Genomic DNA, 15,218 nt, shown 5'->3' with positions numbered 1-15,218 from the left:
AACGTTAGAAGATGAAGAGTCGAAGTTTTTTTGTTTATCTTTTATGGATTAACTCTTAACAGACGCGCTTGAAACGGCATCTACAGTTTCTTTGGTTTCTTCTTTTTCACTTATAGAAGCCCCTGAGACTGCATCTACTTCTTCTGTTTTATGGTCTTTAGCTGAAGCACCAGAAACAGCGTCTACATCACCTACTAATGCTTGACCAGTTTGTTTCAAATACCAATCAATGATCGGTTTAAAGTCTAAAATAAACTCATTGATTCCGGCAAAGTTTCCTTCTTTATCATGCATAGCTTGATAATTATGCACGACATATTTGTCAGGACCATGTGTTGGCACATTGACACGAAATGCATCCATTGCTCCAGAACGCAATTGTTGAATCACATACCCTACGTTTTTATGCACTTTTTCTGGATGACATTTGGCTAATGGGTTCCCTACTTGTCCAGGAACACGAGCAGCTAACATTTCCTCTGCCGGTTTGGTTTGATTGTAATATAAGAATTGGTTGTTGCTGTCTGCATAAGTTAATTCCATTGGCATTGAAGCTAAGAAACAATTCAATTGATCAACCGTTAATAATCCACGATCCAATTTAACATACGTATTTCCTTCTACTGCACCAACTTTTTCTGCGGCTTGTTCCAACCAATCATCTGCGTACATATCAATGTCTTCAATGGTTGTGTTGATTTTGCCAGTTGCGTATAGATCTTCTGGTTCAAGTTCTATTTTTTTAGGCCCTTCTATTACAGTGACCACTTTGATGAACTGAAGGAATTTTTCTAAACAACTGCCCAGAAATTGAATTGTTCCTGGGTCTTTTAAATTTTCATTTTCATCAAAAGCTTCTTTTACTTTGCCTAGTAAGAATTCATTTCCAGGCAATACCATAGCATTAACACCTGGCGCATCTAAAATCTGGCGCAAATGCAGCTGCGCACGAGACGATCCTTGATCGTAATAAGAAGCTCCAACGATCATGACAGGTTTATTTTCTAAAGGATGAATTTTAAATGATAACCATTCCAGAACGCTTTTTAATCCAGCAGGAATTGTCCGATTGTGTTCTGGTGTAGCAATGATGACACCATCTGCATTTAGTATCTTTCTGTTTATTTTTTGGATCATCGGACTGTTTGTTTGGTCATCACTTTGATTGAACATTGGAACATCCTTGATCTCAATGATCTCTAAATCAAATAAAGAACTGAACTGCTTTTTGATAAATTTCAATAATGTGCGATTATATGATACTTCTGCGTTGGATCCTACAATACCGACTAATTTCATTTTTACTGTCCCCTATCTTTATATAGTTTCCCAAGAAAAGTTTTCTGCTTCTTTTGTGTTTTGTGCATGTGCATGATTCAATTGATTCGTGATTGTTACAAAAGTTAAGAAATCTTCGAACAACCCTTCTAATTTTTCTACTTGCGCTTGATCATTTAAGTTGTTTTCTTCACCAAATGCCTGTAAAGAATGGCTCAACAGAAACTCTGAACTTGGCATAATACGTGCTTTCAACTCAGGTGCATCCAAAATTTGACGCAAGTGCAATTGAGCCCTTGAAGATCCTAAAGTTCCGTAAGAGGCTCCGGTAATCATTACGGGCTTATCAACAAAAGGGAAAATACCATAAGAAAGCCAGCTCAGCGCATTCAGCAATGCCGCGGTAACAGTATGATCGTATTCTGGCGTGCTGATGATAACGCCATCTGCATCATTGATCTTATCTGCCATCACTTGCACGATTTCAGGAATTCCTTTATCTTCAGGCTTGTTGAATACCGGCATGTCTTTGATTTCCAAAATCTCAATTTCTGCTTTAGCGGAAAAATGGTTTTGCATAAATTGCAGCAATGTACGATTTGTTGAGTGGTCTGAGTTTGTTCCTACTAATCCAATAAATTTTTTCATTTTTTTACTTCCTTTCAATTTCCTCGATTTTTAACCGTTTATTTTTTCCAAACCCTTTGAATAGCATAACTGTTCGTCTTTTGTAATCACTAATCCTTCTATTCCTTCTACTCTGTTCAATTCAGTGATGATTTCATCAGCTGATTGACCGTATAAGCGAGTAGACCATATCTCACCATCCACCGATCGATCCGACCGAATAGTCAGACTGGCTACCTCTGTTTCGATAGGGCGCCCTGTATGAGGACTTAAAATGTGATGGTAGGTTTTCCCCTTATTCACTAAACTTCTTTCGTAAATTCCTGAAGTCACGACGGATTGGTTTTTGATTTTCAACGTGGTCAAATAGTGTTCGCGATCCAAGTTGGGATTTTGAATCCCTATAGTCCAATACTTTTTTTTAGAAGTTTGAGAAGGTCCTAACCCAACGACGTTTCCGCCTAAATTGATTAATGCAGAGGCCACACCCTCGCTTTTTAAATACTGAATGACTAAGTCTGCAATATAGCCTTTTGCTAAAGCCCCTAAATCAATCGACATCCCCTTCTCGCTTAAATAAACTGATTTTTCTTTGTCGTTTAACATAATCTTGTGAGGATCTATCTTCTTCAGCAGCGCCTTGATAATTGGCTCTGAAGGCACTTTGGCATCAGCAAATCCAATTCGCCACGTTTGGACTAACGAACCAATAGCAATATTCAAATAACTGCCTGGAGCACAACTATGTCTCTTTCCTATCTGGATCAATTCATACAACTCGGGATGAACAGTAACAGGACAAATCCCTGCATGGCGATTGACGGCCATCAATTCAGAACTGGGATCATTGGCGCTGAATCGATGTTCGTATTCTTTTAACCGATTGATTACTTCAGACATTATCGGCTCTGGAGATTCATGTTCCACTAATAAATCAATGACAGTTCCCATTAAACGAACCGTTTCTCTTTTTTGTATCAGTTTATTCATCTCCTTGACTCAACAAGACTTCTTTTTCTAAACTTGCTAGTTCAGCTAACGCGATTTTATTTCGATTGATTTTTGAATAGGCTCTAGCATCATAAATCAATTCCAAAATCACTTCTTTTGGTTGATGTTCTATAATGGCATTTTTAGCTAACTGAATAGCTGCTCTAGCAAGATAATACGTTACGTGATTATCTGAGCAAATAGCAACAGCATAATGAAGCAAAGCATTACTGATGTCTATTTCTTGGATTTTGGAATAAAACAGACCACATTGAAACACAATATTGAGTACTCTCCAAGTATCTTCAGTGGTTGTGGTTGGATAACTGTAAATTTTTTCCAAAATCTTATTAAAATAAAATTCAGCTTTCTCTTGATCATTTTCGCGTGAATAAACCATTCCGCTCCCCGTATAAGCTAGTAAACGAAAAATAATAGAATCTTCAGTCTCTTCAGCTAATAAAATGTGATCGAACATAAAAAGAACATCCGTAATTGCATGCTTCTGAAAAATCATGACAAAACCACTTAAATAATGGTAACGCATTGCTAGCTTAGGTTCTTCTATATCACTACTGATTGAGATGGTGTTGAGCAGCTGCTTAGCTTGCTCATATTCACTCGTAATCAAAAAAAATTCAGCTTGGTTCATCTTTTCAATGATCTCTGAATATTTTACGCCTACTTTTGGGAACAACTCGCCTAAAGGCAACCCCAGACGATTGCACAGCTGAATAAGGATTTTTAAACTTGGTACTTTTCCGTTATTTTCGAAACGACTTAAGGTAGCTTGTGTACAGATCCCTTCGGCCACTTCACTTTGAGAAAGTCCTATCGCTTTACGCGCTTCAACAAATCGCTCTATATTCACGTCCATCCCTCCATACAATAACTAGCAGCGGTTTAGTTTGTGCTCATTTTCACATTTGTTTTACACCTCGAATTATACCTTCCAGAAATATAATCGTCAACTAAATATATAAAAAATTATATAATTTTGTGAATTTTTTGCCAACAAAAATTTCATTACTCTATTGCTCTTTCTTTAGAGTCTCTGTAATAAATTGTTGATTTAACTTGTTTTTTCATCGTCACCCTATTTATATAAAATAGTATAGGAGAGTAAAAAAGCTATTTCGTTCAACTTCGAACAATGTAATTTTATAATCCCAAGGTATAATGAAATAATTTATATTAATGTATGCATTAACAAGCGGAATAATGTATAAAATTCTATAATTAAGCGCACAAAAAGTGGAACCTAACTAGACTCATGCTAGTAGATTCCACTTTTTTCTCCTAATTCAACTATAAGGCGCGTAAGCTTTCTCAATGACTGCAGCAAGTTTTTCCTTGACCTCTGCAGTGATGAAGGCTCCTGACAGGCCATTTAAATTTAATGATTTCATTGTTGCATAATGGATTCCTAAATGTTCAGCCAACAACAAGTACTCTCTAGTCAGTGACGTGTGGGAAACCGTACGATTGTCGGTATTGATGCAGCAGCGGATCCCTTTTTCCATAAAATCAAGCAAGGGGTAATCTTCCCAACTATCCACCGCGTTCGTTTGAATATTACTCGTCGGGCATAATTCGATGACCGTTCCTTTTTCCACACACAGTGCCTGTGCTGTTTCATCCATTTGAGTGGCGATGCCATGTCCAATACGGTCGGCTCCTAAATGGATTGCTTGAACAACATTATGAGCACAACCGCATTCGCCAGAATGAAGGGTAATTTGCAGGCCTTTTTCTTGCGCAAAAGCAGTCAAAGGTTCAATGTGGTCATTTGCCAAATCAGGTTCCGGTCCTGCCATATCAAAACCAACCAATAAGCTTTCTTGCGTTTGTGTCAATTCGGACAACATCGCAAGATTTTCTTCGTTAGAATCCTGACGCATACCGCAAATCAATAGGTTCACTAGGATATTGTATTGTTCCATGGCTCGATGGACCCCTTCACTGACCGCTGAAATAATTTCTGGTAACGTCATTCCTGCTTCTGTATGCAAGAGCGGAGCAAAACGCAATTCCATATAACGAACATTTTCCAAAGCCGCTGCTTCAGCAGTCGCAAAAGCTGACTCTTCAAGCTGCTCACGGGTTTGCATGAGTTGGAGAGTGATATCGAAACTTTTTAGATAATCCGATAAATCTCTGCATTTTTCCGGTGCCACTACTTGATCCAGTAAAGCTCCATCAAGTTGTTGTTTTTCCGCTAGTTTCTTTAATGTTTTCATCGGCACAGAACCATCTAAATGGCAGTGTAACTCTACTTTAGGTAGTTGATGAACAATTTCTTTCTGCACGTTATCCAGATCCCTTCACAAATTATTTTCTATTCCATCTGGTGTTTTGGTTATTTAAATCTCCTCATATGACGCTCAACACGTTTGAAATATTGCCATTAAGTATCTGGTAGAAAGCTGGTTTTCAGAACGATAATCAAACGAATGATATAAAAAAAAACGCCGATTCTGTGGTTAACTCACAATTAGCGCGTTTTTATTCTTCTTTATGCCAAAGCTGGTTTATAGTACGAAAGAACGACTTCGACTTATCTATAAACGAAGAATTTAATAGTTTCAAATATATCAAATGTACCTTCATTTAACAACCTGAATGGCCGCATTTTTCATTATTTCGCTTTATAATAATTGTGTATTTATTTAAATAGAGACTGATTTTAATGATAGACAAGTATTTTTTATTGGACATCAAATAGAGATGAAGCTCACTGAGGCTCCATCTCTATTTACTACATTCTTTTTCAGCCAGCCTTTACTTTATCTTCCGTATAGACATGTACTTGGTTACGCCCTGATTGTTTTGCTGAATACAATGCTTTGTCCGCTTTGATCAACAACTGATCTACAGTCTCCTTTGCCTCTTGTATCGCTTCGGCCACTCCCATACTGAACGTAACCGGAATGTCTCCTTCTGCAGAATGAAGATTCTGAATCTCTAGACTTTTACGCAATTTATTTCCTAATGCTGCTGCCTCTATTGCTGTATAACCACTCAGAGACAAAGCAAATTCTTCCCCACCGTATCTAGCAAACACCAGTCCTTCCGTTAACTGATTTTCACAAATGTTTACGACATGCTTAAGTATTTGATCTCCTATATGATGTCCATATGTATCATTCACCTGCTTAAAATGATCAATATCCATCAGTATTACTGTAAACGGAGTGTATTCTCGTTTCGCTGCTTCAAAATCTTGTACGCAGCGTTCCATAAAGGCCCGTCGATTATGTATATGAGTCAGTCCATCATAATTGGCTTGGTACTCCAATTTAGTTTGGAGACTTTTGAGTTCAGTAATATCTGTAAAAATCAGTATTAAACCTTTACTATTTTTCCCCTGTATCAATGGTGAGATACGAATCTGGTACATACTTTTGACACCATTCACAATCACCTGTACTTCTTGGGACTGACTGGTCACTTCAAGATTTAATGGAACAGAATTGCCTGACAATGGATACCAAATTTTAGAAAAGTCCATTCCAAGTAGAGTTTTATTTAATTGTGGAAAATACTCTTCACATGTCTGATTGAACTCGATCAATTGGCGAGACTCATCCAATACCATTACACCATCATTGATGCCATTAAATATCGCATCTTTTGCAATGGGCATCAGCGTGAACAAACGGGAAGATTTGATCGACCACAAATACAACAGAGATGACAACCACAAGACCATCGGAACTGGGTCTACTCCTTCAGGGGTCAATCCTACTAAATACAGAAAAGCTGTCAGTATAGGAATCAATTGTCCGATTATTAAAGCAAATAATTGTGGGCGATAATTTTTTGCAGTCTCTTTCCAATGAGAGATAGCCAATAACAAAGCAACCAGCATACAGGTAAATATGTAGATTCCATGAATCGTATACCATAGCCCTATTTCCTGCCGTATATAAGGAGCGCCTAAAGATGAGTCGATCTCAAACACTCGATAATGAAGATGATGCCAGTCATTCGTTGCTACCATGACTAACGTAATCAAAGGAACAACCAGAAGAGAAAAAGCTTTTTTTCTTGAAATTGAAATGCCTAAATACTGCATAACAAACAGTAGTCCTAACGGCGTAGAAATCGGCATCCCCACATATTGCATAACTGTCCAAAATTTGATCTGATCAAGCGTTGTAGCTAGTAATCCAAAAGCTGAAGCAAAACAATAAACAGCTATTGTTGCAGTGTAAACCATAAAAATATGCGCAATTCTTTTGTAACGGTGCCGATTAACATACACATATAAGAATAAATATAAGTTCAATACACCAGACGTACAGATAATTGATACATAAGCAGTCAATTGTGAATTCATGATAGGGCATCCTCTTTTAGTCATTTTTTACTTTTAATGTAACACAGTTTTTTTTATATAGGTACATCAAAATCGGCTCATTATCCATTGACACAAACCGTTCACATATAAACGTTTGCGACAGCATATAAGGCAATTTGATACCCATTAGATAAGAACTGTTTCCTTTACTTGAATGAACTATTTTTTTAATTTATCTGCCAGTCGATAAAACTAAGGACTAACTTAAACTTGAAGTTTTGTTAGATTATTTATTCTTGAGAACCTTTTTCTGATATGATATTCCTATGACAGTTTAAGGGAGGAAAATAAATCATGTTGGAATTCAAACAAAATATCCGGGGAAATGTAGCCCTAGGCGTAAACCCACTTGGATGCAAACAAGAAGTACTGAATCAAATTGACTATGTGAAAAGCAAAGGGACTTATGAAGGACCGAAAAAAGTATTGATCATTGGTGCTTCATCAAGCTATGGTTTAGCTACCCGCATCAGCCTAGCTTTCGGTGCAAGAGCAGATACCATTGGTGTTTCTTTTGAAAAGGGACCAAAAAACGAAAAGAATCTAGGAACAGCTGGTTGGTACAACAATATCGCTTTTCGAGAAGCAGCTGAAAAAGAAGGCTTAGTCGCCAAAAACTTTGTACAAGACGCCTTTAGCCATGAGAGCAAACAAGAGATCATCGATTATATAAAAAATGAATTTGGCGGTAAAGTCGACCTAGTCGTTTACAGTCTGGCAAGCGGCAGAAGAACAGATCCTGATACTGGAGAAACCTATACTTCCTCCATTAAAGCTCTTAGCGAGCCAGTAGTTGGTCCGAATATTAATATGCAAAACCACTCTTTCTATACTGAGACTCTGGATCCTGCAACTGATGAAGAAATCGCAGGTACAGTCAAAGTCATGGGTGGCGAAGACTGGCAATTATGGATGGAAGCCCTAAAAGCAGCAGGTGTATTGGCTGATGGAGTGCTGACAACTAATTATTCTTATTTAGGAACAGAGTTGAATCGTCCTTATTACGGTGGAGGTACTCTTGGTCTTGCTAAAGCGGATTGTGATGAAAAGGCGGAGAACATTAATGAATTGCTGGCTGATATTAACGGAAAAGCCGAAATTGTGGTTGCTACTGCAGTTACAACTAAAGCCAGTTCAGTGATTCCTTTTTTCCCTGTTTATTGCATCGCTCTATACAAAGTCATGTCAGACAAAGGAACTCACGAAACACCCATTATGCACCAAGACCGCATTTACCGCGAAATGATTTATGGCGAAAAGTCTGAATATGATGAAATGGGACGACTTAGACCTGACAGCTGGGAACTGGACAGCGACACTCAAGCTCAAACGAAAGAGCTTATCTCAAAATTAAATAAAGATAATTTCAATTCTGAAATAGCCGCTTATGACATCCTGTTTAAAGAGTTCTCAAATTTAAGCGGATTTATGGTAGATGGCTATACTGAGCAAGAAGTGACTATAGAAGATTTAAAAGCGTTAAACTATTAAGTTATTTTGACCATATCGATAAGAACAAAAACCCCCAAGCAGAAAAATGCTTGGGGGTTTCCAATGTAGATGAATCTAGAATTTGATGTTGGATTCGCTCTTTGCTATCACTTATAAGAAGATTCACTGTAAATACATCAATGAGTTTTGGTTCCTTAGTTTAGATTCGAAAAATTTTTTAGAATTCGTCACGTGCTTTACGCAAGTCTATAAAATCTTCCAGCGTTTCTGCCTGAATAAACAGATTGATTTCTTTCTCCCGACCGATGGTTGACGGTAGTGTCGGCACTCCTTGTGCGCGCAAATGATTGACGTGGCCCAAGGCTTCAGAAATCACCTCATTAGACGGCTGCACAGAATGAGCAAAGTTCAAATTGGTTTGTGTATATTCATGTGCCGCATAGACTTGTACTTTATCGTCTAAACGCTTGAATGTCTGCAAAGCACCATATTGAGCTTGATAATCTCCTGTAAAGACTCGACCACAGCCAGCTGAAAATAAAGCATCTCCACAAAAGAGACTCATTCCCATTAAAAAGCTGATGTGTCCAGCAGTATGACCACCAGTTTTGAAAACTTGAATATTTTGGCCCAGCAACTTGAAAGAGACTCCCTCTTGAACAATAGAATCAGCTAAAGGTTCCGTTTCTTTCGGTCCATATACAGGAGTACCCCGGTGTTTCGCTAAGATTTCTTTCACCCCGCCAATATGGTCATCGTGATTATGAGTCAAAAGAATAGCGATTAAATCCAGCTGTTGTTCCTCCAAGTAATCTATGACGCCTTCAGCTTCTCCGGGATCGATCACTACTGCTTCGGTGCCTTCTTTAATGACCCAAATATAATTGTCAGAAAGAGCTTTGATAGGTTTAACATCCATTGCTTTTCCCCCTTAGTTTGATTTTTATCCTAAACAAAAAATTCAGTTATACCGCCTATCGACTATAAAAATAGAACTTCTAAAAATAAAGAAGTTCTATTTTTATAGTCTGGACCTATTTAATGGTGTTTGCTGTCTAAGCAAACACCCAATTTATTGGTTCTACAACATTTAACGTTGGTGAGTAGAAAATACACTTCTTTTTAACTCTAACTCTATTAGAAACTCAGTTTTAGAAATTTCTGGAGGACTATGGGGTTGCTTATAACCATGAAAAGGATGCAATGAGAATTATCCCGAGTTAAGCTTCAGCTTTTACTCGGGGTTTGACGCTTGCAAGTCTTGAGACGCGGTTTTCGGCTCAAGGCGTTCCCATGGCGTTCCATAAGCAATCCCATAGTTCGGAGGAAATTTCTTTATCAACGTTAGAAGATGAAGAGCCAATTTATTCCTGCTACTCTCACAAAGTAGTGATGATCGGTCCTTCTTGCGTAAGAATAATGGTGTGTTCGTATTGAGCCACTAAGCTTTTCTGAGTGAGTAGTGTCCACTCATCTTCTTCGGATTCGAATACTTCCTCTTCCAGAGTAGAAATAAACGGCTCAAAAGCAATCACCATACCCTCTTTTAAGAGCTCATCATCCCAACGAGAAAAATAATTAAAGATATGGTCTGGTGCTTCATGAATGGAACGTCCAATGCCATGTCCAGTAAGATCTTTAATAACAGTCAAACCATGTCGTTTTGCTACATTGTGTACTGCTTTTCCAAGGGCGCTTTTTTTAGATCCTGGTTTTGCTTTTTTAAGACCTGCGTAGAAGGCTTCTTTAGCAACCTCGCATACTTTTTCTTTACTTGTCTCTCCCTGACCAACCACAAAAGAAATCCCGGTGTCTGCGAAATACCCATTTTTAGAAGCTGATACATCAATATTTACAAGATCACCTTCTTGGATAACCCGACCTCCTGGAATTCCGTGCGCTACTTCCTCATTTACACTTATGCACACATACCCTGGAAAATTATATGTTTCTTTAGGTGCGGACAAAGCCCCAGCTTCTTCAAAACTCTTTTCTGCCATTTCATCAAGCTCTTTTGTAGTCATTCCGGGCTTAGTACACTCGACTAATTTATTTCTGATGGATCCGCAAATACGGCCAATTTCTTTTAGTCCATTAAAGTCCTCTTCACTTTTTGCAATCATTATACGTCCTCTTTTTAAATGTAATTTTATACCTATCCTTCTTAGTTCGTGATATATCTAAATAAGACTTTCCTCAAGCTATGAAAAGAAAAACTTCACTACCTCGTTTTTATGAACTACTCCCCAATCGGTTGATATTCCACTGCCAGACCTCTTTGGACACCTGGTCGTTCTGCAATGCGGTGAGACCATTCCAAAAGATGAGTGTACTCATCCAGATTTAAAAATTCATACGAGCCTTCATATAATTCTCCTAAAGCTAAACGACCGTACCAAGACCAGATGGCAATATCTGCAATCGTATAAGTGTCACCAGCTATATAAGAACGCTGTGCTAAGGTTTTGTCGAGCAAATCCAATTGACGTTTCGTTTCCATCGTAAAGCGATCGATCGGATATTCCATAGGCTCGGGAGCATAAGCGAAAAAGTGACCAAATCCTCCCCCAACATACGGACCTGCTCCAATTTGCCAGAATAACCAATTTAGGGTTTCAGTCCGACCATGAATATCTTTCGGAATCAGTTCATTAAATTTCTCAGCCAAGTAAAGAAGAATAGAACCTGATTCAAAAATGTCCACACGAGGGCTTTGACTTTGGTCTACTAAAGCTGGAATCTTAGAATTTGGATTGATTTCGACAAAATCAGAACCAAATTGATCGCCTTCTCCAATATTAATAGTATACAAGTCATAATCTATGCCCTCTGCACCTAATTCTTTCAGCTCTTCGAACATGATCGTAACTTTGATACCATTCGGTGTTCCCAACGAATAAAGTTGGAACGTAGCTTCTCCTACTGGTAATTTCTGTTCAAAAAGACTGCCAGCTGTTGGACGATTGCCGCCTTTTTTTGAATTCTCTTCTTCCCACTGCCACACTTTTGGTAATTTGTACGCTGCCATTCTACCACTCCTCATACTATTTATTAGTAACTTCATCATACTACTCTTGTACTACTATGCACAAATTTCAGCTTATTTATCTATTCATGATAAGCTGCTCCGCATCGTTTATCACTGTGGTTTTTTATATCCGTAATTATGATACGAAACCCTCAACTTCCTTAGTGAGCTCTGCTTCTTTCGTTAATTCATTTAGTCTACCAACTATTTCTTTGTCGAATGTAATTTTGTCAATGAACGCTCGTATTAACAGATTAAACTCTGCGCTTTTTGCCTATTAATAGATTAGAAACCAATATAGAAAATAACACGGGCGTGCCTATACGGTCTATTCATGCTAGAATAACAATAAGAAACTATTGGAGGATGATATTATTATGAAACAACAACTCGTTGAGATTTGCCTGCGTGTCAGAGATCTTGAGGCTACTTTAGATTTTTATACTAATCTATTCGATTTTGAAATTGCCAGCCGCAGAGAATTCCCTGAAAATAAGTTTGATTTAGTTTATCTGAATTCGCCCGGTTCATCTGTTCAAATTGAACTCACTTACAATTACGATGCCGAGCCATATAATGTAGGAGATGGCTTCAGTCATTTAGGTGTGACTGTCAGTGACTTAGAAAAAATGCATGAAGTTTGTAAAGCTTCTGCTTACGAAACAGGTGAGTTAAGAGGACTTTCAGGCGGCACACCCTCTTATTTCTTTGTGACAGACCCTGACGGCTATCGAATCGAAGTAAAGCGCGCAAAATAATTTTTTGACTATTTTAAATGTAAGCCTGTTGGTTGTTGCCAATAGGCTTACATTTTTTTAATTCTTTCTTGTCAACACTTAAAATCCCTTGTAAATTCATTGCTTTCTAAAAACCTTATCTACTTATGATACGGTTCATTCCGATTGATCTTAAACCCACGATAAATCTGCTCAATTAAAACGAGTCGCATCAATTGATGAGGCAGCGTCATTTTGCCAAAAGAAATCTTTGTATTGCTTCGATCCATTACATCCTTGCTTAATCCTAAAGAGCCGCCAATAATAAATACCAAGTTACTCTTCCCTTGGATCCCTAATTGATTGATCTCTTGGGCAAATTCTTCTGAGGTACGCTGTTTTCCTTCAATAGCTAAAGCAAATACATGTGCTTGATCAGGAACTTTGGCAAGGATACGCTCGCCTTCTTTATCTTTTACCTGAATCATTTCTAATTCACTCAATTTCTCAGGCGCTTTTTCATCCGCCACTTCAATTAATTCTAATTTGCAAAATGGTCCTAATCTTTTAGCATATTCTGCAATTCCCATTTTCAAGTACTTTTCTTTTAATTTTCCCACTGTTATAATTTTGATATTCACAGTTATCCCCCTCTAATCACATGTTATCCACAGTAGTTATCCACATATCCACAATTTCGAATCAACATTTAGTATGCGAATATATGTTCACTACAAAATATAGTTTGTGGATAACTTTTTTTATAAAAATTGTCCACACGTTTCAATTTGGAAACCATTCCCTGGAAACCTTAAATTCAAAAGCTTTTGAGCTTGTTTTTCATTTTTTATATTCAGTTATGCACAGTTGTTAACAACTTTGTGGATAACTTTTTTCGCCCGTTAATTTAAGGTTTTCCTTTATTTTACAAAAGTTATCCACAAAAAGCGACCTTTACTTTTAGTTTATCCCAAGATTAATTGTTTTCGACAGCAAAAAAAATAGGAGCTGGACTTGTGTCCAGCTCCTATTTTGGGTTCTTCATTATACAGCCATGGTAGAACGTCTAAGCTGCTTAAATACTAACTTCTAGAAATTCCTGGAGGAAACGGGGTTGCTGGTAGCCATGTAAAGGATGCAATGTGAATTACAAAGCGTTGGCGCTTCAGCGCTTATGCTTTGTTTGAAGCTTGCAAGCGTGGAGACTTTAGGCTCCACGCGTTCCCATGGCTCTCACCCAGCAACCCCGTTTCCGGAAGGAATTTCTTTACCAACGTTATAAAATAGATGGCCCTGTTTTGATAGTATTTTGTTTTTATCTGGTTTGGCTTGCGCTGTTTTAGACGCGCTGCTCTTAAACGAGTTGCACAAACCAGACTTCCTGTAGTTTCATTTTATCTTTTTGTTGGGAAAAACCACCCAACTAAAAGATAAAAGTGAAACTCACGGAAGTCTAAACGGTTTGCTCCACTCTCTCTACTAAGCGGTTTTCTTCGCGCTCTACATTACGTCGTCAGATGAGGTCATTACAACGTTTACGGTCATCAGTTCTCCGCCTCGGTAGACTTCTATTTCTACTTCTTGGCCTACTTCTGTGCCGTAGATAGCTTGACGTAGTTCGATGGTGTCTGTGATTTCTTCGCCGTTGAAACTTACAATAACATCGTATTGTTCCATTCCACCTTGTTCAGCTGCTGATCCTGATTGAACTTGAGCTACAACTACACCTGAATTGATATCATCAGGCAATTGCAATACAGTTGTTTGTTGTTGTTCTGAAATTTGGCTTAGATCCAATAAGCTGATTCCGAGTACCGGACGAACCACTTCACCATTGGCTTCCAATTCAGCAATGATATCTACTACATCGTTACTTGGAATAGCGAATCCCATACCTTCTACAGTATCTGATGAAATTTTCATTGAATTGATCCCAATGACTTGTCCTGCAATATTCACTAATGCCCCACCAGAGTTACCGGGATTGATCGCTGCATCGGTTTGAATAGCTGTCATTTCCCAATCTACTTCTCCGTTAGCATCAATATCCACTGGAACACTTCTGTTTTTAGCTGAGATGATACCTGAAGTAACAGAAGAAGCATAGTTGGTGCCTAATGGAGATCCAATAGCTAATGCCGGCTCTCCAACCGTCAACACATCAGAATCGCCGAACTCAGCAACCGTCGTTACATTTTCAGAAGAGATTTTCAAAACAGCCAAATCTGTCCAAGAATCTGATCCCACCAATTCAGCTTCTACTTTAGTACCATCTTTTAACAATACTTCAATAGCATCTGATCCTTCGATAACGTGGTTGTTGGTAACAATGTATGAGGAATCCCCATCAGTTTTGTAAATGACGCCACTACCTTCTCCAGCAGTTTGCAACTCGCTGTCTTCGATGGATGACTCTTCGCTTGCACCGAAAACTCCACCAAATCCTTCTGTATTTTGTTGTTGCATATTGATAACTGAAACAACCGAATCTTCTACTTTTGCCACAGCATCTGTGATTTCAGAAGTAACTTCTACGCGCATTTGTGTGGTTTCTCCATCTGTTTGAGTAGATGCAGCATCTGAACTAGCTCCTTCATCAGAAGTCGCTTGACAACCTGCAAGTGCCACAGCAGTTAAACCGAATACCAAACTCTTTTTTAATGTATCTTTCACCGCTCATTCACCTCTTAATATAATTTGTTTGTAACTCTATTCTACAAATGAGTTTTGAATTTTATATGAATCCTTTGAGATAAAACAACAT

The 15,218-nt window shown here is 38.2% G+C and carries 13 protein-coding genes; 2 read left to right on the top strand and 11 right to left on the bottom strand.

Annotation, left to right across the window (positions count from 1 at the left end; genetic code table 11):
• Positions 1-48: 48 nt before the first annotated feature.
• The 6 genes from ACEN36_RS02930 to ACEN36_RS02905 form a co-directional block, all read right to left on the bottom strand.
• Complete coding sequence (locus ACEN36_RS02930; protein WP_407125904.1) at positions 49-1,299, bottom strand: NAD(P)H-dependent oxidoreductase; 1,251 nt, start codon at positions 1,297-1,299, stop codon at positions 49-51.
• A gap of 18 nt (positions 1,300-1,317) precedes the next feature.
• Entirely contained in the window at positions 1,318-1,926 is a 609-nt protein-coding gene (locus ACEN36_RS02925) for an NADPH-dependent FMN reductase (RefSeq protein ID WP_407125903.1), read from the bottom strand.
• Positions 1,927-1,956: 30 nt separating this feature from the next.
• Positions 1,957-2,895: an FAD:protein FMN transferase gene (locus tag ACEN36_RS02920; RefSeq protein WP_407125902.1), complete on the bottom strand. Its 939-nt coding sequence runs from the start codon at positions 2,893-2,895 to the stop codon at positions 1,957-1,959.
• A complete protein-coding gene (locus tag ACEN36_RS02915; protein WP_407096355.1) occupies positions 2,888-3,772 on the bottom strand; it encodes a helix-turn-helix domain-containing protein in 885 nt (294 codons plus the stop codon). The genes ACEN36_RS02920 and ACEN36_RS02915 overlap by 8 nt, the downstream gene beginning before the upstream one ends.
• A gap of 427 nt (positions 3,773-4,199) precedes the next feature.
• Positions 4,200-5,204: an adenosine deaminase gene (gene add, locus ACEN36_RS02910; RefSeq protein ID WP_407125901.1), complete on the bottom strand. Its 1,005-nt coding sequence runs from the start codon at positions 5,202-5,204 to the stop codon at positions 4,200-4,202.
• A gap of 461 nt (positions 5,205-5,665) precedes the next feature.
• On the bottom strand, positions 5,666-7,237 hold the full coding sequence (locus tag ACEN36_RS02905; RefSeq protein ID WP_407125900.1) for a histidine kinase N-terminal 7TM domain-containing protein: 1,572 nt from the start codon (positions 7,235-7,237) through the stop codon (positions 5,666-5,668).
• Positions 7,238-7,552: 315 nt separating this feature from the next.
• Here ACEN36_RS02905 and fabV point away from each other — a divergent pair, with 315 nt between their 5' ends.
• Entirely contained in the window at positions 7,553-8,749 is a 1,197-nt protein-coding gene (gene fabV, locus ACEN36_RS02900) for an enoyl-ACP reductase FabV (RefSeq protein ID WP_407125899.1), read from the top strand.
• Between the two features lie 178 nt (positions 8,750-8,927).
• Here fabV and gloB read toward each other — a convergent pair whose 3' ends face one another.
• The 3 genes from gloB to yghU form a co-directional block, all read right to left on the bottom strand.
• A complete protein-coding gene (gloB, locus tag ACEN36_RS02895) occupies positions 8,928-9,629 on the bottom strand; it encodes a hydroxyacylglutathione hydrolase (protein ID WP_407096351.1) in 702 nt (233 codons plus the stop codon).
• A gap of 460 nt (positions 9,630-10,089) precedes the next feature.
• Positions 10,090-10,833, bottom strand: coding sequence for a type I methionyl aminopeptidase (gene map / locus ACEN36_RS02890; protein WP_407102888.1), 744 nt, complete (start codon positions 10,831-10,833; stop codon positions 10,090-10,092).
• Between the two features lie 116 nt (positions 10,834-10,949).
• Positions 10,950-11,738 carry a glutathione-dependent disulfide-bond oxidoreductase gene (gene yghU, locus ACEN36_RS02885; RefSeq protein WP_407125898.1) on the bottom strand — a complete coding sequence of 263 codons (789 nt, stop codon included), beginning with the start codon at positions 11,736-11,738 and terminating at the stop codon, positions 10,950-10,952.
• Between the two features lie 377 nt (positions 11,739-12,115).
• Here yghU and ACEN36_RS02880 point away from each other — a divergent pair, with 377 nt between their 5' ends.
• Positions 12,116-12,496 carry a VOC family protein gene (locus tag ACEN36_RS02880; protein WP_407096348.1) on the top strand — a complete coding sequence of 127 codons (381 nt, stop codon included), beginning with the start codon at positions 12,116-12,118 and terminating at the stop codon, positions 12,494-12,496.
• A gap of 119 nt (positions 12,497-12,615) precedes the next feature.
• On the opposite strand, the gene rlmH is transcribed toward ACEN36_RS02880, so the two are convergent.
• Positions 12,616-13,095, bottom strand: a complete 480-nt coding sequence (gene rlmH, locus ACEN36_RS02875; protein WP_407125897.1) for a 23S rRNA (pseudouridine(1915)-N(3))-methyltransferase RlmH — start codon at positions 13,093-13,095, stop codon at positions 12,616-12,618.
• Between the two features lie 859 nt (positions 13,096-13,954).
• Positions 13,955-15,127: a S1C family serine protease gene (locus tag ACEN36_RS02870; RefSeq protein WP_407125896.1), complete on the bottom strand. Its 1,173-nt coding sequence runs from the start codon at positions 15,125-15,127 to the stop codon at positions 13,955-13,957.
• Positions 15,128-15,218: the final 91 nt, after the last annotated feature.

The organism is Desemzia sp. FAM 23989 (assembly GCF_045528345.1).
Taxonomy (GTDB): Bacteria; Bacillota; Bacilli; order Lactobacillales; family Carnobacteriaceae; genus Desemzia.
The sequence above is the reverse complement of the archived record's forward strand: the minus strand, read 5'-3'. Positions and strand labels throughout refer to the sequence as shown.